We start from the raw sequence: 22,881 nt of genomic DNA on the forward strand, positions 1-22,881 counted from the left end.
AATGATGTTTTGATAATCAATAAATTGATAAAAATATATAATGAAAAAAAACATAGTTTATCTAATCCTACTGTTATTGGGATCTTTGTCTGTCGCAGGGCAGTCGACGGTACAAATAACAGGTAATAAAAATGATATCGGCAAATGGATTTCCGCTAATTTCAGAAAGGGAGTTACTCCTCCATTTTCGTTTGTATATGGCGGAAAACATTCGAGCACATTCATTAAGAATTGGAGCTATAGTGTGGAAAATATAACGGGAAGAGATCTTTCTGTTATTAAGCGTATCTATTCTTACAAAGACCCGGTGTCGGGACTCACTGTAGAATGCGAAGTAAAGGGCTTCAATGCTTATAACGCCGTAGAATGGGTACTCCGTTTTGTGAATACAGGAAATAAGAATACTCCCGAGATCTCATCGGTGAATGCCTCTGATATTACATTCACATATAAAAAGGGCGGAGACTTGAAAATGCATTACGCAGATGGTAGCCATGTGTCAAAAGAAGACTTTCATCAAAGGCTAAAAGTGATGCAGCCTCACGACAGTCTGTATATGGAGCCATACGGAGGGCGTTCTTCTCAGAATGCTTTTCCGTTCTTTAATATGCAAGCACCCAAAGGGCAGGGGGGCGTATTGGCAGCCATAGGATGGACTGGAACATGGTTTGCCAAAGTAAAGGCAGAGACGAGCAAGAGTACAAATCTGAAATCAGGTATGGTAAATCTTAAAACATACCTTTATCCAAAAGAGAGTATCCGCACACCAAAAGTATGCTTATTGTTCTGGAACGGTGAGAACCGCTTTGTAGGACACAACGCCTTCCGGCGACTTGTTCTCGAACATTATACATGGAAACAGAATGGTAAGCCTACGGTATATCCCGTATCTACCAGCTTCAATTATGGAGATCCTGCTCCATGTAATGAATATACATGCATGACAGAGGATTATGCTATCGCTCTTATCAAGCGCTATGCACAATATAAACTGGTACCGGATGTTTTCTGGCTTGATGCAGGGTGGTATATTAAAGCTGCAGATGTTGCCGGTAAAAAAAACTGGGCTAACACTGTCGGTAACTGGACTATTGATCCTGAAAGATTTCCTCGTGGATTTCGTCCTATAGCGGATGAGGTACACAAACAGGGGGCTAAATTTATGGTATGGTTTGAACCCGAACGTGTGATGAAGAATTCGGATTGGGCGAATCAATACCCGCAATGGATGCTCGATGCAAAAGGATCAGTGGAACAAGAAGAATGGCAGAAAGATGGTGATCATGATGCTGTACTTTTCAATCTGGGAAATGCGGAAGCTTGTAAATGGCTTGGAAAATTTATAGGCGATTTTATGGAAACGAACGGGATAGATTATTATCGTCAGGATTTTAATATCGAACCGGCTGGCTTCTGGTATAATAATGATGAGGAAGGACGACGTGGTATTTGCGAGATACGCTACATCGAGGGCCTTTATAAATTCTGGGAATATTTATTGAATAGGTTTCCGAATACAATAATCGATAATTGTGCAAGTGGCGGACGTCGTATCGACTTGGAAAGTATATCCAGAAGTGCCGCATTGTGGCGTACAGACTATAATTATGGCGAGCCTAACGGATCTCAATGCCATACTTACGGACTCGAACTCTATTTACCTCTACATGGTACAGGTATTCAGCAGGCTGATTCCTATACCTTCCGCTCAGGATTGGGAACATCTGTTATTTATAACTGGAAAGTAACAGAAGGAAACTACAATGTAGTTGATATGCGCAACAAACAGGCTGAGTTTAACGAAGTACGTCCTTACTTTTATGAAGATTATTATCCATTAAGCGGATCGGGTGATGTGGATATTACAGCCGATAATATATGGATGGTATACCAATTATACCGTCCGTCGGATGACAGCGGCTATATCGTTGGATTTCGTAGAGCTAATTCTCCCGACCAAACTTATCAAGTAAAGTTGCAAGGATTAAAGTTGGATAGAGAATATATATTAACAAATAAAGATACAGGAGCTGTCCTTGTGAAAAAGGGAAGTGAACTTGCCAAAGGGTTTGAAATTACTTTGGATCAACCTCGCTCTAGCCTTTTAATGAAGATTGAAATAAAGCCTTAATATTTATTGCAAAAGATAGTACCGGAATAATTGTTATTTGATGATGATTCATGATGGTACTATCTTCTTATTTCTAATTAAAGAATACTACTATGTATAAGAAGTTCTCACCAATATGTAAAATGCTATTAATCTCTTTATTGCCCTTTTTTTTCTTATCGAATACTTATTGTTCAAAGTCAATTAAACCTGATATAGAGAAAGAAGAAAAAAGGAAAGCAATAGAGCTTACTCTGCTACAGCTTAATATTTGGGTAGAATGTACCAAAGTACCGAATGCAGTTCAGGGATTAATAGATCAGATAGCAGGATTGAAACCCGATGTCGCCACATTCTGTGAATTGTATAAAGGGGAGGGAGATGATCCCGTTATGCCCCAATTGATAGATGCTTTAAAAAAACAAGGGCTTAATTATTATAGTGCGCGTATAGATGGTAGAGCTATTATAAGCAAATATCCGATTGTAGAACAGCAGCGGATCAACAAATGGCAGTTTAAGGCTGTGCTGAATGTAGACGGTAAACGTGTTGCAGTTTATCCCGCCCATTCCGAGTATAGATACTATACTTGCTACTACCCGAGAGGTTATAACGATGGCAGTAAAGACTGGAATAAATTAAACTCGCCTATTACTGATGTGGCTACAATATTGAAAGTATGTAACCTTTCGGGACGTATAGAGTCTGCTCAAGACTTTATAAATGATGCTAAAACCGAAATGAGCAAAGGTGGATTAGTTCTTTATGCCGGAGATTTCAACGAACCGTCTCATCTCGATTGGCAAGCCGAAACAGCTAATTTATTCGACCATAATGGATGCGTGGTAAATTGGGGTGTATCGTCTTTATTATATGAGAATGGATTTAAAGATGCATACCGAGAGACATATCCCGATGTAGTAAAATACCCCGGATTTACATTTCCGGCTAATAATAAAGATGTTGCCCCGAATGCTATTACTTGGACTCCAGATGCAGATGAGCGGGAACGTATTGATTTTGTATACTATTATCCGGATAAGCGGTTGACGGTAAAAGGAGCAGCGTTATTTGGACCAAAAGGGTATATAGTAAGGGGAAAGAGAAATGAGGATAAAACAAAAGATCGGGTTATTAAACCATTTAAAGATGTTTGGCCGACTGACCACAAAGGGGTTTTTATTACTTTCGAAATAAAATAGACTTTAATATTTATACACAGTCTAATACCTATTAAGTGTTTTTTTCCACATAAGAGAAAAAGATAATCCAGAGGAACATTGATTTGAGTATATGCGCTTTTATCTTCTTCAGGGCTACCGAAATATGTTTTTCCACCATCTTTTGAGATATACCTTCTTGCTCTGCAATTTGAATGTAGCTCATACGGCTGTAGCGACTAAGTTTAAATACAGTCTTGCATTTCGGACTTAGACTTTCAATGGCTGTTTCTATACTTTTTTCAAATTCAGTTCTGTCCACGCAATCGTATGCTTCATCCAGTTCTTTTTCTTCAGATATCCATTTGGCGAGCAACTCTTCGTGAAGTTTTATATCTCTAAAGTAGTTTAATATACGGTTACGGGAAGCGGTATAAAGGTATGCTTTTATATCATCTATTTGGAGCAATTCTCTATTTACCCATAAGCTACAAAATACATCTTGGGCAATATCTTTGATAACATGCTCATCTTTAGTATAAAGATTTAGGAAATAACATACTGGTTCATAATATGTGTTGAATATTTCCTCAAACTCAGACTCTATATAACTACGCATATCTTATATTCTTATTTGTAGAAGGAGTCACTATTCTTTCTGATAAATACGTACATAATCAATATCGAAGTAATGTGGAAACAACGTATCGTCTACACCTTTTATACCTCCTAATCCTCCGCCTATGGCAAGGTTAAGCAATAAGTGAAATGGTTGATCGAAAGGCCAAGCGTCTATTCCCGCTTGCTTGTCGAATGTAAAATAATGAATACCATCAATATACGATCTGATCTGATGCTCGTTCCATTCCATAGTATAAACATGGAACCTATCGGTAACTAGTGGAGTGTGAATTGATTTCCCTACCTGTGTGCCTTTCGTATGGTTATATGTTTCGGTATGAACTGTAGAAAATACACTGTCAGGTGAAAACCCTACATGTTCCATAATGTCTATTTCACCACATCTGGGCCAACCACCGTATTTACTCTCTGTAGGCAACATCCATATTGCAGGCCATGTACCTCTACCTGTCGGTAGCTTTGCACTTACTTCTACCTTTCCGTATAGCCAATCTCCTTTCCCTTTTGTCCTTAGTCTTGCAGAAGTATATTGTTTACCATTAGACTCTTCTTTCAGGGCAGTGATTCTTAATACACCGTTACATACACGAGCATTGTTTATATTTCTGTCGGTATACCATTGTAACTCGTTGTTTCCCCAGCCATATGAATTTCCATGTGTATCGAAACTCCATTTTGTAGAGTCAGGTAGACCTGTATATTCAAACTCATCAGACCATACTAATTCCCAATCACCGTTTTGAGAGGATAACGATTTGGGTAAAATAAATAAAATTAAGGCGATTAAGATTATTCCTTTTTGGATATAATGATTCATTTCTTTAATTTTTTAGTTATACTTCCTTTCTCCATTATAAGATTTTTTACTCGTCGTACTAAATCTTTTTTTTAGCGAATATATGTATCTCTATGGTTTCCTTTATCACAATCTTCTTTAGTCTCGTTTGATAACTATAAGAAAACCATAGAGCACATAATAATTATAGATGAAGATACAAAAACAAGCTGGATAATTGATAAAGTTTATAACAATTGCATGTTATTTAAGCAACCACATCAATTTATTGATTTCGTCATAGCCTTCGTACTGTTTGTCCAGTGCTATTTTTAAATTATCACGATTGTAATTTGTTTCTGAACTCGGATACAACCAACGCATAGGTAATCCGTTTTTATTATTCTCATTCAAACTTGTTTCAGGGTTAATCGGGAAGTCAGGGTAGTTGTTACGTCTGTATTCAAAGAAACTACTTTGAGCTTCTTGCATAAAGTTAAGAATGTAGCGTTGCATCCATATCTGTTTCAATTGCTCGTTGGTAGAGCCTTTGAATGCTGCGTCACCAGTGAAGTAATTGTCAATATAACTCTGAGTAATAGCTTTTCCGTGCGCATATTCAGCCTTAGTAGCCATAATAGAGGCAAGAGCAGATTTTACACCGCTTTCGTAATAAGATTTTGCATCACCAGTTGTTATCCAGCCTCTTACTCTTGCTTCTGCAATGATTAGTTGTTGCTCGGCATAAGTTAATACCATGCGTGGTTCACTAGCATCTTCTTTTAAGTAACGCTTGTTTAATAGCGAATATTTATTGGCGCTATGACCTGCATTCATTGCAGAATAATCCATTGAAACATCAACACCGATATAGGCTTCTTCGTCCGATTCTGTTTTACCTGCAGCGATAACTGCTCCTGCAGGTTCTGCAAAGTAGAATAATCTTCTGTCTCCCAAAGATTTCAAATTGTCGACGAGTAAAGAACTTACAATTGTTTTACTGGTAAACAAATCATTGGTACTTGATAGTGGGTGTCTATTTAGACTTGAATAATTAAGCCCGAAAAATCCTGTTGAGGCTTCCAGTAGGTTGCCACTATTAACGATTTCAGCAAAACGTTTCTTTACTTCCAAAGATGCCACATTCTCTTTTTTGCTCAATGTTATCAAGACTTTTAGTGCGAGTGCATTTGATGCTCTGCGCCATTTAGCAGGATCTCCATTATACGGAGTTGGGTCTCCATCGAAGTTTGTTCCGTTCGCAAAGAACTGATCTGCCTCTTTCAATTCGTTTAGAATACCTTTGAATACATCTTCTTGTGTGTCATAGCTTGGCTTGTAAACACCAGATGCACCTTTATTCGATTCACTATACGGTATATCCCCTAATTCCATTGTTAGTTTGAAAAATGCAGCTGCGCGAACAAACTTTGCCACACCTTTGTACGAGTTCTCCATCGGACTGCCTTGCGCATAGCCTAGCATTTTATCTATGTTAGGAAGTACTGTCAGTATTTCGAAGCTGCTACTTCCTATTGTGTTGTATTGCGTACTCATTTGTCCTTCGTTAGCATAGCCTACATATTTGGATAATGCGTTATCGGAGATCATTACCTTTGCGTCTCGTCCATCAAATCGGGCTACACGTAACACTACATTTGTGCATAGCAAAGATGCACTAACCTGAGATGTAGAGTCGGGGTTAGTATTCAAATCGTCGAAATTGCTACATCCTATAAATATTGATAAAAGAAGGATGCTTGCTATAATCGTGAATTTATTTATGGTTTTCATTTCGTTTCAGTTTAAAGTTTTAAAAATCTATTTTCACATTAAATCCAATATAACGCTGAGACGGGTCGCTAAAATTATCTATACCTCCGTCGGGGTCTGAATATTTAAAATCTTTAGCCCATAATAGCATATTTTGCCCTACAGCCGATACTGCAATATCTTTCGCTCTTAGTTTAGCCGATAGTGTTTTTGGAAGATTGTAGGTCAGAGCAATTTCTCGGATTTTGAAGAATGTGGTGCTGTAAGCATCCAACGAAGAAGGAGAACCTCCCCATGCTGTTCCTTTATGTAGATTTTCAATATATGTTTTGTAAGTAACAGCTACATCATTAGCAGCATATTCGCGAGTGTCGCTTGTAATGTTTCCGTATGTATCGTACGTTGCTTTCCCCGATATTACCTTTACTCCTTGCCCTGTATAGTTTTTCGTTCCTGGCTGGGTTGCATCCAGATAACGTTCAGGAACGACTGAGTTAGGATGTGATCCGGCACGCCACATATACATTTCGGTAGTTGTTTGAGCAATACCACCTACACGTCCGTCCATCGTCATTCTGAAATGCCAGTTTTTGTACCTTACACTAGTGTTCATACCCCAAATCCAATCAGGATCGTAATTTCCAAACTTAGAATCGTATGCAGAATAAAGCGGTAGGCCATTGCTATGTATTATATTACCTTGTGGATCTTTTTGATACTCTCTGATTATATAATGATCTACTCTCTCTCCAACTTTTACCCAAGGTTTATCTTGCGAAAATGTTTCATCCAGTTTTGTATAATAGCGGGCATATTTCGACCAATTTAGCGTTACATCCCATTCCCAGTCTTTTGTTTTGATTGGTGTTACACTAGCTGTAATTTCAAAACCTCTACGAGTGATTTCTTCTCCCGAATTGATATAGTTGCTTTTATAACCAGAGGCTGGGCTTATAGGCGCTTGTACTATAAAGTCGTACATGCGTTTATTATAATATGCGACATCAAGCGAAGCTCTACCTTTGAAAAAATTGAGGGCTGTACCTACTTCGAATGTTGATGTAGACTCTGCTCTTACGCTTGTACTTCTGATAGATGTAGGATATGTAGCCGAACTTAGATTTCCCCAAGCATTTTGTGTGATCGCATAGTCTGAATTAATATCATATATGTTAGCGGGCTTTTTGGATGTTGTCCATGATCCGCGAAGCTTCCAGAATGATAGCCAATTCATCTCCGGTAGAAGCTCAGAAGCAATAAAGCTACCTGCTACCGATGGATAGAAATAAGAACGTTCTGATTTTGAAAGGGTAGAACTCCAGTCGTTACGCATAGTTGCTTCTATATATGCCATGCTTCGCCACGATGCACCCACACGTCCGAATACACTGTTTACTTGTTTCTTATACAATCTTGAATTGGTAAGTACAGAATTAATAGATGCCTTCAATGAGTAGAATCCCGGTATTGAGAGTCCGCTTTGTGTGCGGGCTTCCATTCCTTCATCTTGGTTGTAGAAAATAGAACCTCCTACAAATCCGTCGAATCTGAAATCTTTATATGCCTTGTCTGCAGCAAAGATTAGGTCGTTGTTGATGCTGTAACCTCTGCCTACGCCCATATTGAATGAACCTTTTGCTGATTCTCCCCATATCTCTGTCCCATTTTTTATTACGGTTGATGTACCTCCTCCTGTGAACGAACCTTTGGATATGCGTACATCCTGACGGTCACTATAACTGTCGAATCCAGTTCTTAATGTAGCTTTCAACCAAGGAGTAACATCATAGTTGAGAGAAAGCGTCCCGTTAAAAATATCTCTGTTTAATGTATGCAATCTCTCGTATCTGTCGAAGTATGGATTGTTATTTGCACTTTCATAACTACTATTTTGCTTCTCGTTTTTTATTAGCCAATAGTCTTTATAGTCTCTGATATCGTAGTCTGGAGCCGACCATACCAATAGACTATACATAGGATCATATCCGGCATATCCATTGAATCCTAGATTGGGAGAGGTTTGTTTGTTGAATCCTAAGCTCGAAGACAATGTAAACTTATCAACTTTCATTTCTCCACCAAGACTATAGGTATATTTATTGAATAAAGAGTTGGGATATTGACCTTTATTTTGTACCCATGTCGCAGATGCTCGTAAACTACTATTTTTAGTTTGTTGTACAACATTTATATTGTTGTTTAGTATATAGCCCTGTACCAGGAAGTTTTTAAAGTTGTCTTTTCCTCTAGCAGTGTATGGCATTGGCGTCATTGTTTTTGAAATAGGGTCCCATTGTACTACTTCTTGCCCCTCCATCGGTACGCCCCACGAACCATCGCCTGTACGTGCATAGGTATTCGTTGCTGTATTCACAACACGTCCGTAAGTTGATTGCATCTCGGGTATGGCAAGATAACCCGCTGTAAACATAGTTCCACTATTTATAGATACGGATAAGCCTTGTCTTTCCGAACCTTTCTTTGTTGTAATCATGATGGCTCCTCCATCACCTTTAGATCCATAAAGGGCAGAAGCGGTAGAGCCTTTTAATACGTTCATAGACTCTATGTCGTCAGCCGGCAAATCGCGCAATGTCATATTTGTATAAGGAACACCGTCTATAACGATTAACGGGTTTTCGCCACGAAGAGTTATTTCGGGTGCAGCTCCAAATTCGGTACTGTTTAGTACATTCAATCCTGCCACTCTACCAGTCAGTGATGTTCCAACATCTAATGGGCGTACTGTCTGCAAGGCTTGTCCCTGTACTCCTTGTACAGCGTAGCCAAGAGCCTTTTCTTCACGTTTGATACCCAATGCAGTAACTACGACTTCTGAAAGTACTCTTTCATCTTCTATCAGAATAATGTCGAATGCCGATTTTGAACCCACCGTTACGGTATTTGTTTGAAAGCCGATAGATGTAATATTAATTTTTGAGCCTTCGTTTACTGATAGTTCAAACTTTCCGTTGATATCAGTAATTGTACCATTTGTTGTTCCCACTTCTTTTATAGTGGCTCCAATAATAGGTTCATTATTTGAATCTAATACGACTCCTGATATTTTCTTTTGAACGGTTTGTTGGTGAACCGTAATGGGTTTTAAAACTATTTGGTTGCCTTTTATTTCGTAGCCAACGCTTTTGTTCTTAAAGACTTCTGTCAATACTTCTTGTATAGACGCATTTTGGACATTCAGGATTACTTTTTGCTTGTCGTCCAAATCACTGTTGCTGTATATAAACGAATAGCCGTATTTTTTCTGGATGTCGCTAAATAGCTCTTTGATGGAGATATTTTTTACACTGATATTAATTGGTTTTTGAGCTAGAATTGCTGAGTGCGCCATTAGACACAAAATGAGTGTAAATAGCAATTTTCTGATTATTGTTTTCATGGTATTAAATAAAATGTTAGTAACTATTTCCCTTTTATTTTTACTGAGTTGTCATATATTTCATATTCTATTGGTGTTATCTTGTTAAATAGGTCGAGAAACTCTCGCAGCGATTCGGTATTCAAAAGGAATGTGTATCTTTTACTTTCATCTAATTGAGAGTAAGAGATATTGACTCCATACCATCGTTCTAGTTTCTTTATTGCAGTATATAGTGTCGCATTATGAATGAGCAATTTATTTGCAGTCCAAAGTTTTGCTTCCTCTGTATCTTCGTTTATTATTTCGTATTTCAGATTGTGTTTATTTATGTGTGCTCGTTGAGATGGTGACAGATTAAACATATGCTTGTTCTTTTTTGCATCTAATACTTCTACTTCACCTTCGATGAGGGATATTTCAAAAAAATCATCACCATCGTAATTGGAAACATTAAAGCTTGTGCCGAGTACGCGGATTTTTACCTTACCGATGTCTACAATAAAGGGTTTATCCTGATCATGAGCAACATCGAAAAAAAGTTCTCCATGCGCTTCTATTGATCTGTTTTCATCATTGTAGTCGCTAGCAAATGATAGCTCTGACTTAGAATTAAGCCATACTTTTGTTCCATCAGCAAGTATTGCTTGAGACTTCTCGCCCCATTGAGTACTTATATGAGTAAAAGACTTGGGCCTGTAAGCATTATTAATCAAATACCCCGATATAGTGAGCAAAGACAGTATTAATACAGCAGTAAGTGCCCACATAGTATACGGAATAGAATGTTTCTTTCTTATGCCTGTGCCTTTTTCGAGATTTTGTTTGTAATCTGTTTTATTACAGACTTGCTTCCATACAGCTTCTTTATCAGGAATAACATATGATGGATGATTTATGTAAATCCATTCTTTCTGTAAGTCAAGAAAGGTATTTAGATTGTTGTCATCAGCAGCAAGCCAGTCTTCAATAAATCGCTTTTCTTGGATATTGCATTCATTTTTGCAATATTTGATCAATATTTCGTAAGGAATCTCCATCTTCTAATGCTTTATACAACTATGACACATATGTTGAAGAAAACCCTACCTTAGAATGGAAAATATTTTTTGAATTTGTTTAGGGGAGGTGTTTTTTATTTAGAAAATCAATTGTTTCCATTCATATATGGAGTTAGTCTCTTACCCATTTTCTGCTTTTTTAAGATCAGTATCCCGATTATTTTTTATATATTTACGAACCGGAATCATTTATACAAACGCAATAGCATCCTTTTAGCTGTACCTGTGTTTGCTCCGGATATGATTAGACAAATATCGTTGTGGCATATTTTACAAACAGATAAGACAAATTTTTGAGTCTTATCTAATTTAGCTTAATTATAATTTAAGCTTGTCTTTTTGCCTCTTAACTGATTGTAATTATTCAGCTAGCGACATTTATGTCTCTGCAAAATATATATTAAATGGCCTACGCTTAGATCATCAATAAGTGTAGCTTAAAAAACTTAACTATAATATGAATAAATCCCGAAATCAACTAAAAACGTTCACATTACAGAATTATCAATCTATACCTCAAATAGCCAATATTCCAAAGGAGTTTGTGAAGGATATTGAAGTTGTAGGAAGAGTGCTACCATTCAAAACAAATAATTATGTAATAGATGAACTGATAGATTGGGATAATATCGACACTGATCCGATATTTACATTAAATTTTCCAAGAAAAGGAATGCTTGATAAAAAGCATTATGCTATAGTTGAACAGCTACTAGATGACAATGTCGAAAAATCTATTATTGAAGATAAAATACACAAAATCCGCCTTTCTTTGAACCCAAATCCTGCGGGGCAGGAGCACAATGTTCCGTCTTTAGGAGAAGTAAAGCTGAAAGGTATTCAACACAAATACCCCGAAACGGTATTGTTCTTTCCCAGCCAGGGACAAACTTGCCATGCTTATTGTACGTTTTGTTTTAGGTGGCCTCAATTCTCAGGGATGAGCGAATTGAAATTTGCAATGAAAGAAGTTGATCTGTTACTTAAGTATTTGCGAGTTCATAAAGAGGTTACAGATGTTTTGTTTACGGGTGGAGATCCAATGGTAATGAATGCTGCTATTCTCGGTAGTTACATCAAACCATTATTGACATCCGATTTTGATCATATCCGTTCTATCCGTATTGGAACAAAGTCATTAGCCTACTGGCCATATAGATACCTTACCGATTCTGATAGTGATGATGTTATCCGTTTATTTGAAGAAATTAACAAATCTGGGAAGAACTTATCTATTCAGGCACACTTTAACCATCCAAGAGAGCTTTCTACCAATGCTGTTAAACAAGCCATTTTACGAATAAAGAATACCGGTGCACAGATACGGACGCAATCACCTCTACTAAAGCATATCAATGATAAGCCTGAAATATGGGCGCAGATGTGGCGTAATCAAGTTGATTTGGGCTGTATTCCTTATTATATGTTTATAGCACGAGATACAGGGTCAAAGCAATACTTTGAACTTCCACTCGAAAGATGTTGGAATATCTTTCGCCGAGCATATCAGCAAGTGAGTGGTCTATGCCGGACGGTAAGAGGACCGAGTATGAGTGATCATGCCGGGAAGATACAGGTACTAGGTGTACAGGAAATTAAAGGAGAAAAGCTGTTTGTTCTTCGTTTTATTCAGGGACGTAATCCTAAATGGGTACATATTCCGTTTTTTGCTGAATATGATCCTAAAGCAACTTGGTTTAATCAGCTTAAACCGGCATTCGGTGAAGACAAATTCTTCTTTGAAGAAGACCGTCATAAACTTATCGATACGAAACCATTTTTGTTTGAATAATAAATAAAGTTATAGAGAAATACAAATTTGATAGCTTAGGCCACCTTATGATGGCTTAAGCTATTCATGAATTCTATTACTTTACTCCTGTCACAGTAATGGAATAAATACCGACATTTCCTTTTTTATATTTTTCAATTGTCGATTCATCGAGATGTTCCTGTAAAACATCATCAGGAATGATTACCGTTTTTGTCCGTTCAATTTTTATATTAGTAAAATTAGCTTTTTCAATCTCACCTAAATAATCGTCTTTTTGTATGGCACTGGCTATACAGCCTGCATACATAGAAGCATTATCCGTAAACTCTTTTGGAAATAAACCATTCAGCACCACATCGGAAATACAGAAATGGCCTCCATGTTTCAATACCCGATATATTTCTTTAAATATCTTATCCTTTTCAGGTAACAAATTTAAAACACAATTACTTACTACAACATCTATAGAACTATCGGGTAGAGGCATATTTTCTATATCTCCCTCAATAAATTCGACATTGGTATATCTTCGCCTAGTTGCATTCTTTCGCGCTTTTTCTATCATTTGTGGAGAAAAGTCAATGCCGATTACTCTCCCTGTTTCTCCGACTTCTGCTCTGGCTATAAAACAGTCGTTGCCCGCACCTGAGCCCAAATCCAAAATGGTATTACCCTCTTTAATACCTGCATACTCAGTAGGTAATCCACAGCCTACACCCAAATCCGCATCGGCTTCATATCCTTTAAGCCCGCTGTAGTCTTCGCTCATGATTGTAAAGACCTTTTTTGAAGGAGTTGCAGGGTTCGTTCCACAACAGCAACCAGATTTTAGAGCATTACTATTCAATGCTAGTTCGCTATACCTTTGTTTTACTAAAGCTTTCTTTTCTTCGTTCGTGTTCATAATGAAAGTATTGTAGTTATTTTATTTGTAATATTTCTTCTTTAACAAAAAAGCAATGTTCACTAAAAGTATGAGTACAGGTACTTCAACCAATGGCCCCACTACCCCAGCAAAGGCTTGCTCGCTATGTAAGCCGAAGACTCCAATAGCAACTGCAATAGCCAATTCAAAATTATTGCCCGTAGCGGTAAATGCTATCGAAGCATTTTTATCGTAAGATGCTCCCATTAATTTTCCTGCAAAGAAGCTGAGGAAGAACATGACTACGAAATAGATTAATAATGGTATGGCTATGCGTACCATATCCAATGGTATTTGTACTATCAGTTCCCCTTTGAGGCTAAACATTAATACAATGGTAAATAGTAAGGCGATCAAAGTAATGGGTGAGATTGTCGGGATAAACTTTTCTTTATACCATTGTTCCCCTTTAGTTTTTACTAATATCAGACGGCTTAGAATGCCCATCAGAAAAGGAATACCCAAGTAGATAGCTACCGTTTCGGCAATTGTTTCTATGGATATATCAACAATTACACCTTCGAAGCCAAATAACTGTGGTAGCTTTGTTACAAATAACCAAGCATAAAAACTATAAAAGAATACCTGAAAGATACTGTTTAATGCAACCAATCCTGCACCATATTCGGTATTCCCTTCTGCCAGGTCGTTCCATACAAGTACCATCGCTATACACCGTGCAAGACCTATCAGAATAACCCCAACCATGTATTCGGGATAATCGTGCAAAAAGAAAATGGCCAGTAAGAACATTAAGACAGGCCCGATAATCCAATTTAGGATTAAGGAAATAGATAATATTTTAATATTGGAAAATACTTTCGGTAGTTGTTTATAATCCACTTTTGCCAATGGCGGGTACATCATCAGAATAAGACCGATTGCCAAAGGAATGTTTGTTGTACCGCTCGACATAGAATCTATGTAGCTGCTGAAGGTGGGTATAAGATACCCCAATCCTATACCGATAGCTATCGCAAGGAAAATCCAAAGCGTTAAGTTTTTATCTAAGAAATTCATCTTCCTTTTACTCATGACCTTTTATTTTATCAATATATAATTCGTAAAATATTTTTTTGATTTCATCCCTTACCCTGATATACTCGGATTGAATAAATTCAAGTGTTCCCGTAGCTTCGGACGGATCATCAAAACCAATATGTAAGCGGTTCTTTACTTTTCCTAAGAATGTTGGGCAGCTTTCTTTTGCACCTCCGCAAACAGTAATCACATAATCCCACTCATCATTCATGTATTTGTCTACACTATCGGATGTATGGTGCGAAATATCTATTCCTGCGTGATACATGACTTCTATAGCCTTTGGGTTTACTTTTCCACTAGCCTTTGTCCCTGCGGAATAAACAGACAATGAAGGATCAAATGATTGTAAAAAGCCATGTGCCATTTGACTGCGACAACTGTTGCCAGTGCAAAGTATGAGTATCTTCATATTTTATATTTATTAGAAGTTAATCCGTTCGTTGTTCGTGAAAATACGAATATTGCAGATAAATTTTTTACTTAGCATTACAATTATCTTCATTGCGAATCTCTATGAAAAATGTTGAAAATAAACCTTTGGCCTTGTTCCAATTCTCCTTGTTGATGCAATATTTTACAGTAGGTAATGTGATTGTTCCTTGAATTAACCCTGCATCTTTTAGTTCGTTTAAATGCTGTGATAGCGTACTTTTGGCAATTGGTAATACCTCGGACATATCGCCATGATAGCAGCATGATTGATTGGCAAGCATTTCAAGGATAGCAATGCGAATAGGGTGTCCCAATGCTTTCGCAAAGCGTGCAAGTTGTTCCTGATCGGCTGTTAATTCTTTTTTTTGCATTGAATTAATATTTTTTATGTTCGCAAATATACGAATAATATTTTAATTCGTATATCTACGAACAATTCTTTTATGCCGATATCAATTTAATTCAGTAATTTTTTAATTTTTGAGTTTTAGAACCCTAAGTCATTGCCAAAAATTGAAAAAATGATGTACCGGGCCATGTCCTTTCCCTATTTTGTATTCTTCGCCGGCTAGTATAGCTTTATTTATATATTCCTTCGCTTTTATTATAGCATCGTTGAGCGAGATACCATGAGCTAGATAAGCCGCTATGGCAGACGAGAAAGTACAGCCTGTACCATGTGTGTTTTGTGTTTTAATTCGCTTAGAACTCAGATGTATAATTTCATCTGTTTCAGCGTTATAAAAAACGTCTACTAACTCATCATTTGTCAAATGTCCGGCTTTTAGAAGTACAGAAACAGATCTGTCAAAAGATAAATCTTTGATAACTAAAGGTAAATCCTCTTGTGTTTGGATTTTTTTTCCTAATATTATCTCCGCTTCGGGTATATTGGGCGTTATTACCCGCACAAAAGGAATAAGCTCATTTTTTAATGTTTGGATGGCCTCATCTTGCAGCAATTTATCGCCTGATGTAGCTACCATAACAGGATCTAATACAATGTTTTTTATATTGTAATACGATAATGTTTCTTTTACGGTACGTATAAGTTCAGAGGAATGTAGCATCCCTATTTTGATAGCATCCGCACCAATGTCGTCTAGTACGGATTTGATTTGCCCTGCTACAAAGGGAACCGGAATAGGGTGTACACCTGTTACACCAACCGTATTTTCGTCTACTACCGCCACTATTGCTGTTGCCCCATAACATCCGCAAGCAGAAAACGTTTTAAGGTCTGCCTGAATGCCGGCTCCTCCACTAGGGTCGCTTCCTGCTATAGATAACACTCGCTTATATTGTCTTTTCATTTTCCTTTGCTGTTTAAATTATCCACTTTTCTTGTTTATATGCACTATCCCAAAACATCCATTCCAGTTTGGAGCACATCACAAATGCCTCGGTCATAGCTTGTCTTTGTGATTCGGTACATTGTGCAGCAACCTCATCACAAATAGCAATAGCTCTCGATACAGAATCTTCGAAACCATCTCCGCCGTAAGTGTTTATCCAACTCTGATATGGATTATATCTTTCAGTTTGATTTTTTAATATGTAATCTCCCACTTTCTTATAAATCCAAAAACAAGGTAAAACAGCAGCTAATGCCACTTCTATAGGAGCATGGGCTAATTGTTTATGTAGGAATGATGTATATAGCAAACAGCTAGGAGATGCTTCACTCTTTTCATCCTTTATTTCTTGCAGAAAAGATTCATGCAATGCATTTTCTACATTTATACTGTCGCTGGCAAAGTTGACAAACGCAGTAGTATGTTCTGTTTTGTCCAGCTTTGAGGCTATACCTATCAATATCTTTCCGTATTCAGCGAGGTATAAGGCATCTTGTCTGATGTAGAATATAAATCGTTCTTTTGTTAACTTTCCGTTTATTAATTCTTTTATAAATGGTAACTCCAGTATCTTATCATAAACAGGTTTTGCGGAAACCCATGCTTCTTCACTCCACTTCATTTGATTCTTTATTTTTTGATTTAATTATGATTTCCAATAATTCCGATGCTGCTAGTCGGGGATTGTCAGCAGACATAATAGCCGATACGACGGAAATCCCATCTGCTCCGGCACGAATAATATCTTGTGTATTTGATTTATTAATTCCTCCTATACCCACACTCGGATGTTTCGATATTTGAGTTATATCTCGTACTCCGCTTAAGCCTAAAGCTTGTGCGGTGTCGGTCTTGGTTAAAGTTCCGAAAACAGGGGATATACCAATGTAATCTATGTCCAACTTGTTGGCTTCAATAGCATCTTGTATATTCTCTACCGATAGACCAATAATTTTATTTTTGCCTAATATTTTACGTGCTATATGATATGGAATATCTTCTTGACCGATATGCAGTCCTTCAGCATCACAAGCTAGTGCAATATCCAATCTGTCGTTGATTATTAGAGGTACATTATACGGTTTCAGACATTTCTTTAATCTCAAGGCTTCGTCATAAAATTCTTTCGAAGAACATGTTTTTTCTCTCAATTGTACCATCGTTACACCACCTTTTACAGCTTCTTCCACAACAAGTTCTAATGGTCTGTCGAGGGATAATGAACGGTCGGTAACCAAATATAAGGTTAGATCAAAGTCTTTCATAGCCTGATCTTTTTTCTTACTACTTCTTCATTGATATTAAATAATGTATCGAGAAAGTTTACTTGTAAGCTTCCATTCCCTTGCGAGTGTGCAGCGGCAACTTCTCCACATATTCCCATCACCGACATCCCATGTGTAGCAGCTTCGAGCAGATTTTTATTTACTGCAGCAAAAGCTGCAACTATAGCTGTAGCTGTGCATCCCATCCCGGTGACTTTCGCCATCATCGGATTACCGTTTTTTACAGTTTCAACAGTTATACCATCGGTTATATAATCAGTTTCACCGCTGATTACAACTATTGCTTTTGTTTTATAAGCCAATGTTTTAGCCGAATCTAATGCAGAGTCAGAAGCATTTGTGCTATCTACGCCTTTCGTCTGAGCCTGAGCATCTGACAAGGCTATTATTTCCGAAGCATTACCCCGTATAATCGAGGGTTTACATTCATCTATCAATTGTTTACATACCTTCGAGCGGTATGACGTGGCTCCGGCTCCAACCGGATCGAAGACAATCGGAGTAGATTTATTCAACGCTGTTTTCCCGGCTATAAGCATAGCCTCTACCCACAGAGCCTCTAATGTGCCGATATTGATAACCAGTGATGAGGCTATATTTGTCATCTCTACCACTTCGTCCACAGAATGTGCCATTACAGGAGATGCACCTATAGCCAGTAAGGCATTGGCTGTATTGTTCATTACTACATAATTAGTTATATTATGTATGAGCGGTGATTGTTTTCGGATAAGATCCAGATCTCGTATAAGAGATTCGATATTTATCATAATTATTTATTTTATGTATAGATATTTTGTTTTTTACAATAAAAAAGCCGCTTCATATCTATGAAACGGCTTGATTAATACTCTATATATAGTATTATTAATATCTTCTATTCATTCCGTTTCCCTACGATGCCAATTACAGCATATCAGGTTCAAGGGTTTAATCTCAGCTCTTATAAAAAGAACACCCCTAACAGAGATAAAACAAATTTACATATAAATATTGACAATAAAGGATATTCTTGCGACTCATTATGAACTAATCTTTATTTATTTGTTATTTAATGTTATTTATTAAATATATGCGAATTATTTCTCTTAGAATTATTTTCTAATGGAAATTATTTGCTATCTTTGTAGCATCATAATCTAAGAATAACTAAATATGCAAATTATAAAAAACAATTGGACATACCTTTTAGGTGCTCTCATCGGAGCAATAGGCGGATATATGTACTGGAGGTATATCGGCTGTAGTACCGGTACTTGTCCCATAACTTCATCACCTACTATCAGTACTCTATACGGAGTATTGTTGGGCGGTTTATTCGGTGGAATATTTAAAAAGAATAAAGTAAAGAAACAGTAATAAAATAAATAATATGGCAGGATTTCTTAGCAGATTTTTCGGACTAGAGGATAAGGCTGACTTTAAGGCACTCTTAGAGGATGGTGCTATACTTTTAGATGTTCGTACAAAAGAAGAGTATAAACAAGGGGCAGCTACCCATTCTATTAATATCTCGTTGGATAGTTTAAGCAGTAATTTATCGAAACTGCAAAAAGATAAACCGATTATTGCTGTATGTGTGAGTGGCATGCGTAGCCGCAGTGCAGTAACATTTCTAAGAAATAAAGGTTTTCAGGAAGTATATAATGGTGGAAGTTGGTTTAATTTTAAATGAATAACAAAATGAATCGCATATTGAAGAATTGGGATTTTGCACGGATCGTTCGTTTGCTATTGGGAATACTTATGGCTATCTATTCTATGATTTCGCAAAATTATATATTTCTGGTTTTTGGAGGATGGCTGCTTTTTCAGGCAATTATGAATATTTCCTGTTGTGGTTCCGGAGAATGCTATACAGATACTAAGCACAAAGAAAATATTTATGGAGATCAGATAAAAAAATATAAACCCGATTAAAAATGAAATATACAGTATTATTCTCACTCGTGGCATTATTGCTTATTTCTTGTAATAACAAGGCAAAAACAAAAAATCAAATAGAAGAAACAATTAAAAAAGAAAATAAAATGACAACAATACATTTAACAAAAGCTGAATTTTTATCAAAAGTTGCTAATTTTGAAACAAATCCTACTGAGTGGAAATATTTGGGGGATAAGCCGGCATTGATCGATTTCTATGCTGACTGGTGTGGCCCTTGTAAGGCTATAGCTCCGGTGTTGGAAGAATTGGCTGCAGAATATGGAGATCGTATATATATTTATAAGATAAATACGGAAACAGAGCCTGAACTTGCAGCTCTCTTCGGAATAAGAAGTATACCATCTTTACTCTTTGTTCCGATGAATGCACAACCTCAGATGGCTGCAGGAGCATTACCTAAGCAGCAATTAAAGGAAGCTATTGATAATCTTTTATTAAAAGAATAACAGTAAATATAAACTTAGACTAAAATGGCAGACAATATAAATAATTCGCAAGTAAAAACATTATGTCAGATCAGAGATGTGTATCGGGCGATTTATGACTTTGAACTAAATTTTCAACAATTATATGATCTTGGACTGAATGAAGGAATGCTGCTATGTTCGCTAAATACTCAAAAATATTCATCAAATGAGTTGGCGAGCGTATTGGGGCTGAGTAATTCGAATACATCAAAAGTGATAAAGTCGGTCGAAAAGAAAGGTCTTATCCGCCGTATTGTAGGTAAGGAAGACAAGCGTCAGATGTATTTTGCTTTGACTGATTTGGGCAAGAAAAAGCTTGAATCGATAAAATGTGCTGAGTTCGACATTCCCGAAACGCTCAAACCTGTAGTCAATTTATAATCGTAGCCTATGAAGACAATTATAAATGTAGAAAATATACAGTGTAATAGCTGTGCGCGGTCTATAGGCAAAGAAATCGGTATTGTTCCCGGAGTATATGGTGTGAATGTGGATATTGCGAATAAAGCTATTGTTATCGATCACACAGAAGAAATCACAGAAAAAGAACTTCAGGAAAAATTTGAAAATATATATTGATCTATAAAGTAAACAGAGGCAACGGTAAATAACAACTGTTGCTTCTTTCTTTTATATCTTTTGCCCGATAAAGCGTATTACAGAGGCTTTTCCATTATGCCCTATACCTTCTGCCAATTCTACAGTGATCTCTTCCAATAAATCTATTTTTAAAGATTCAAAAATAGATAAAATCTCTTCCTTCGAATACATCATTTCCAGTTGAGGAGGACCTCCCGCCAATGGATTTTGTTGCTGGTATTTTACATGCTCTTTGCTAAATCCTTCGATAATAATATGCCCTCCAATTTTAAAAAAAGGCAATAATGATCTGTGATATCTTGCTTTTAACTGTTCCGGTAGGTGAACATAGGTAAGAGCGATTACATCATAAGAGTCTACAATATAATTTTCAGAGATGTCTTCGAAATCAATCACTTTGAATGAAATATCCACGCTATTCTTTTGAGCCAAACGCAAGGCTTTTTCTTTAGCTTGCTGGCTTTGGTCGAAAGCATCTACATTCCAACCCCTTGTCGCTGCATATACACCATTTCGTCCCTCTCCATCAGCCGGAAGAAGAATTTTTCCTATTGGAAGCGTATCGATGATTTGCTTGAAAAATAGATTCGGAGCTTCTCCATAGCGGTATTCCTTCATATTGTAACTTTCGTCCCATTTATTATTCATAGTCATTCATTTTTTGTTAATATGCACTGAAGAAATCCGGTTTTATCGTAAATCCTATTCTTACCTGATTTGTATATTTCTTGTAATTTAGCAACCCTTCTCCATATCCTGCATAATAATCCAAAGTTAAGTATTGATTTGAAATTTTAGATACTCTAAATGATAAAGATGTATGTAAATTAGGGTTTATAATCTTATCTCGAGGGATTATATTAAGGCTAAACCACCATAAATTTTCCTTATCAATATAATTGACCGAAAAGATTCCATATCCTTTGTAGCGCAACAAATCTTTATTATTACCACCATCTACATAGGGTAGATATATTTGAGCTTTAGCCGATAATCGCATATTGTAAAAGTATTTAGCTGACAGATTTATATAGTTCCAACTACGGGAATCTTCTCCTGCTTTACCATTCGATTCGTGTTCCAAAGAAATCATCATTGCCCCTTTCAGTTTGTTGTCTTTTATCACATACCTACCTATGCCTATTCCCGGATTATAATTTGTATCGCTGAAAGGACTTGATTCATCGTAAATATCCCAAAATGATTTCTGAGAATAAGTAATGTATAAGAATGAGTTGAAAGGGAGTACACTTCTGGTAACTCTATGACGAATGCTAAATTGGAAAAATGCATCCGCTGTTTTGCGGGTTACAGATTTATTTAAAGGGATTCCGGTTACCATATAATTATCCTTATATACCGCAAAAGGAGCCTGTTTGTCGAGTACTGACCTTACAAGGTCTTCCGAAACTTCAATCGGTTTATGTTTCAATACATTTATTGACTGCATCTCATTCAGATAGTTATTCCGAAGTGAAATACTATCTACCTGTAAGATAGTATTTTCCTGTGAGTAGACCCTGGGTATGTGTATAATGAGGATAAACAATACGATTATTATATAAAATATTGCTTTCATATCTAAAAAAGAGAGCAAAAGACGATTTCAGTGTTCGGTTTTGCTCTCTCAAGTTTAATTAATCAATTTACCGTTTAATATTCAGTTTATCGAGCAGGATTTCTAACGGGCAAAATTTAGTGAACGAAGACTGTATAAGATTCACACCAACAAATGCAGGTAAGAACAGCCATCCGATAGAAACAAAATAAGCCAGAGAAATACCTGTTAGTACCATTGTTCCCGCTACTATCCGTATAATATATTCACGTTTCATAATCAAATCAGTTTAGAAAAATTCTCTACATCAAGGACAAAAGCATGTACAGGAAAAGGATTTTTTGTCTCAATATTACAACTATCAATATCTAAAATAGCCTTGTCTGCTATTTCTTTTGTTACAAAGCTGAAAAGCATTATCGAATTAGTTTTTGCATTACTTCCATTCGCTGCAAACCAGCCCAAGTTTTCTTCCTTCTTTTTATATCCGGTGATATTTGTTACACTAAACCGTTTTACTCCGGCATCATGGAGCAGACTTCCTACCTGCTCCTGATATTCCTTTATACTTAATACAACTAATAGCTTCATAA

The 22,881-nt window shown here is 36.8% G+C and carries 26 protein-coding genes and 1 riboswitch; of the genes, 9 read left to right on the forward strand and 17 right to left on the reverse strand.

The window, feature by feature from the left end:
- Positions 1–40 precede the first annotated feature (40 nt).
- Both E4T88_RS04595 and E4T88_RS04600 read left to right on the forward strand, forming a co-directional pair.
- Positions 41–2,131 (forward strand): glycoside hydrolase family 36 protein, encoded by a 2,091-nt coding sequence (locus E4T88_RS04595; RefSeq protein WP_135104283.1) that lies wholly within the window; start codon positions 41–43, stop codon positions 2,129–2,131.
- 92 nt (positions 2,132–2,223) lie between these two features.
- Positions 2,224–3,312: an endonuclease/exonuclease/phosphatase family protein gene (locus E4T88_RS04600; RefSeq protein ID WP_228093723.1), complete on the forward strand. Its 1,089-nt coding sequence runs from the start codon at positions 2,224–2,226 to the stop codon at positions 3,310–3,312.
- A 31-nt stretch (positions 3,313–3,343) separates the two neighbouring features.
- Here the strand turns inward: E4T88_RS04600 and E4T88_RS04605 are convergent, their stop codons facing one another.
- The 5 genes from E4T88_RS04605 to E4T88_RS04625 all read right to left on the reverse strand — a co-directional run bounded on the left by E4T88_RS04605 (position 3,344) and on the right by E4T88_RS04625 (position 10,879).
- On the reverse strand, positions 3,344–3,889 hold the full coding sequence (locus E4T88_RS04605) for an RNA polymerase sigma-70 factor (protein ID WP_135104284.1): 546 nt from the start codon (positions 3,887–3,889) through the stop codon (positions 3,344–3,346).
- A gap of 30 nt (positions 3,890–3,919) precedes the next feature.
- A complete protein-coding gene (locus tag E4T88_RS04610) occupies positions 3,920–4,729 on the reverse strand; it encodes a glycoside hydrolase family 16 protein (RefSeq protein WP_135104285.1) in 810 nt (269 codons plus the stop codon).
- Between the two features lie 222 nt (positions 4,730–4,951).
- A complete protein-coding gene (locus E4T88_RS04615; RefSeq protein WP_135104286.1) occupies positions 4,952–6,481 on the reverse strand; it encodes a SusD/RagB family nutrient-binding outer membrane lipoprotein in 1,530 nt (509 codons plus the stop codon).
- A gap of 19 nt (positions 6,482–6,500) precedes the next feature.
- Positions 6,501–9,860 (reverse strand): SusC/RagA family TonB-linked outer membrane protein, encoded by a 3,360-nt coding sequence (locus E4T88_RS04620; protein WP_135104287.1) that lies wholly within the window; start codon positions 9,858–9,860, stop codon positions 6,501–6,503.
- A 23-nt stretch (positions 9,861–9,883) separates the two neighbouring features.
- Positions 9,884–10,879 (reverse strand): FecR family protein, encoded by a 996-nt coding sequence (locus E4T88_RS04625; protein WP_135104288.1) that lies wholly within the window; start codon positions 10,877–10,879, stop codon positions 9,884–9,886.
- 478 nt (positions 10,880–11,357) lie between these two features.
- Here E4T88_RS04625 and E4T88_RS04630 point away from each other — a divergent pair, with 478 nt between their 5' ends.
- Positions 11,358–12,692 (forward strand): KamA family radical SAM protein, encoded by a 1,335-nt coding sequence (locus E4T88_RS04630; RefSeq protein WP_135104289.1) that lies wholly within the window; start codon positions 11,358–11,360, stop codon positions 12,690–12,692.
- A 76-nt stretch (positions 12,693–12,768) separates the two neighbouring features.
- Here the strand turns inward: E4T88_RS04630 and arsM are convergent, their stop codons facing one another.
- The 8 genes from arsM to thiM form a co-directional block, all read right to left on the reverse strand.
- Positions 12,769–13,578 carry an arsenite methyltransferase gene (gene arsM / locus E4T88_RS04635; RefSeq protein WP_135104290.1) on the reverse strand — a complete coding sequence of 270 codons (810 nt, stop codon included), beginning with the start codon at positions 13,576–13,578 and terminating at the stop codon, positions 12,769–12,771.
- A gap of 21 nt (positions 13,579–13,599) precedes the next feature.
- Positions 13,600–14,634 carry an ACR3 family arsenite efflux transporter gene (arsB, locus tag E4T88_RS04640; RefSeq protein WP_135104291.1) on the reverse strand — a complete coding sequence of 345 codons (1,035 nt, stop codon included), beginning with the start codon at positions 14,632–14,634 and terminating at the stop codon, positions 13,600–13,602.
- Positions 14,627–15,052, reverse strand: coding sequence for an arsenate reductase ArsC (locus tag E4T88_RS04645; protein WP_135104292.1), 426 nt, complete (start codon positions 15,050–15,052; stop codon positions 14,627–14,629). Before E4T88_RS04645 ends, arsB begins: the two co-directional genes overlap by 8 nt.
- 67 nt (positions 15,053–15,119) lie before the next feature.
- Positions 15,120–15,446 (reverse strand): ArsR/SmtB family transcription factor, encoded by a 327-nt coding sequence (locus E4T88_RS04650; RefSeq protein WP_135104293.1) that lies wholly within the window; start codon positions 15,444–15,446, stop codon positions 15,120–15,122.
- Positions 15,447–15,575: 129 nt separating this feature from the next.
- Positions 15,576–16,388: a bifunctional hydroxymethylpyrimidine kinase/phosphomethylpyrimidine kinase gene (thiD, locus tag E4T88_RS04655; protein ID WP_135104294.1), complete on the reverse strand. Its 813-nt coding sequence runs from the start codon at positions 16,386–16,388 to the stop codon at positions 15,576–15,578.
- 13 nt (positions 16,389–16,401) lie between these two features.
- Positions 16,402–17,052, reverse strand: a complete 651-nt coding sequence (gene tenA, locus E4T88_RS04660; protein WP_135104295.1) for a thiaminase II — start codon at positions 17,050–17,052, stop codon at positions 16,402–16,404.
- Complete coding sequence (gene thiE / locus E4T88_RS04665) at positions 17,039–17,695, reverse strand: thiamine phosphate synthase (protein WP_135104296.1); 657 nt, start codon at positions 17,693–17,695, stop codon at positions 17,039–17,041. Before thiE ends, tenA begins: the two co-directional genes overlap by 14 nt.
- Positions 17,692–18,486, reverse strand: a complete 795-nt coding sequence (gene thiM / locus E4T88_RS04670) for a hydroxyethylthiazole kinase (RefSeq protein ID WP_135104297.1) — start codon at positions 18,484–18,486, stop codon at positions 17,692–17,694. Before thiM ends, thiE begins: the two co-directional genes overlap by 4 nt.
- A gap of 104 nt (positions 18,487–18,590) precedes the next feature.
- A riboswitch (TPP riboswitch) is annotated at positions 18,591–18,688 on the reverse strand.
- A gap of 183 nt (positions 18,689–18,871) precedes the next feature.
- On the opposite strand from thiM, the gene E4T88_RS04675 reads away from it, so the two are divergent.
- Genes E4T88_RS04675 through E4T88_RS04700 form a run of 6 tightly spaced genes read left to right on the forward strand, consistent with a single transcriptional unit; the run spans position 18,872 to position 20,709 of the window.
- Entirely contained in the window at positions 18,872–19,075 is a 204-nt protein-coding gene (locus E4T88_RS04675) for a DUF6132 family protein (RefSeq protein WP_135104298.1), read from the forward strand.
- 13 nt (positions 19,076–19,088) lie between these two features.
- Positions 19,089–19,391 carry a rhodanese-like domain-containing protein gene (locus E4T88_RS04680; RefSeq protein WP_135104299.1) on the forward strand — a complete coding sequence of 101 codons (303 nt, stop codon included), beginning with the start codon at positions 19,089–19,091 and terminating at the stop codon, positions 19,389–19,391.
- A gap of 8 nt (positions 19,392–19,399) precedes the next feature.
- Positions 19,400–19,636 (forward strand): hypothetical protein, encoded by a 237-nt coding sequence (locus E4T88_RS04685; protein WP_135104300.1) that lies wholly within the window; start codon positions 19,400–19,402, stop codon positions 19,634–19,636.
- 2 nt (positions 19,637–19,638) lie between these two features.
- On the forward strand, positions 19,639–20,109 hold the full coding sequence (gene trxA / locus E4T88_RS04690; protein WP_135104301.1) for a thioredoxin: 471 nt from the start codon (positions 19,639–19,641) through the stop codon (positions 20,107–20,109).
- Between the two features lie 24 nt (positions 20,110–20,133).
- Positions 20,134–20,511 (forward strand): MarR family transcriptional regulator, encoded by a 378-nt coding sequence (locus tag E4T88_RS04695; RefSeq protein WP_135104302.1) that lies wholly within the window; start codon positions 20,134–20,136, stop codon positions 20,509–20,511.
- Between the two features lie 9 nt (positions 20,512–20,520).
- Positions 20,521–20,709, forward strand: a complete 189-nt coding sequence (locus tag E4T88_RS04700; protein ID WP_135104303.1) for a heavy-metal-associated domain-containing protein — start codon at positions 20,521–20,523, stop codon at positions 20,707–20,709.
- A gap of 51 nt (positions 20,710–20,760) precedes the next feature.
- Here the strand turns inward: E4T88_RS04700 and E4T88_RS04705 are convergent, their stop codons facing one another.
- From E4T88_RS04705 to E4T88_RS04720, 4 genes are all read right to left on the reverse strand, one after another.
- Positions 20,761–21,378, reverse strand: a complete 618-nt coding sequence (locus E4T88_RS04705; RefSeq protein ID WP_135104304.1) for a class I SAM-dependent methyltransferase — start codon at positions 21,376–21,378, stop codon at positions 20,761–20,763.
- Positions 21,379–21,394: 16 nt separating this feature from the next.
- The gene (locus E4T88_RS04710) at positions 21,395–22,309 is read right to left on the reverse strand and encodes a phospholipase A (protein ID WP_228093724.1); all 915 of its coding nucleotides are present in this window, start codon (positions 22,307–22,309) and stop codon (positions 21,395–21,397) included.
- A 67-nt stretch (positions 22,310–22,376) separates the two neighbouring features.
- Positions 22,377–22,565, reverse strand: a complete 189-nt coding sequence (locus E4T88_RS04715; RefSeq protein ID WP_135104305.1) for a YgaP family membrane protein — start codon at positions 22,563–22,565, stop codon at positions 22,377–22,379.
- A 2-nt stretch (positions 22,566–22,567) separates the two neighbouring features.
- Positions 22,568–22,879 (reverse strand): hypothetical protein, encoded by a 312-nt coding sequence (locus tag E4T88_RS04720; protein WP_135104306.1) that lies wholly within the window; start codon positions 22,877–22,879, stop codon positions 22,568–22,570.
- Positions 22,880–22,881: the final 2 nt, after the last annotated feature.

This window comes from Dysgonomonas mossii (assembly GCF_004569505.1).
GTDB lineage: Bacteria > Bacteroidota > Bacteroidia > Bacteroidales > Dysgonomonadaceae > Dysgonomonas.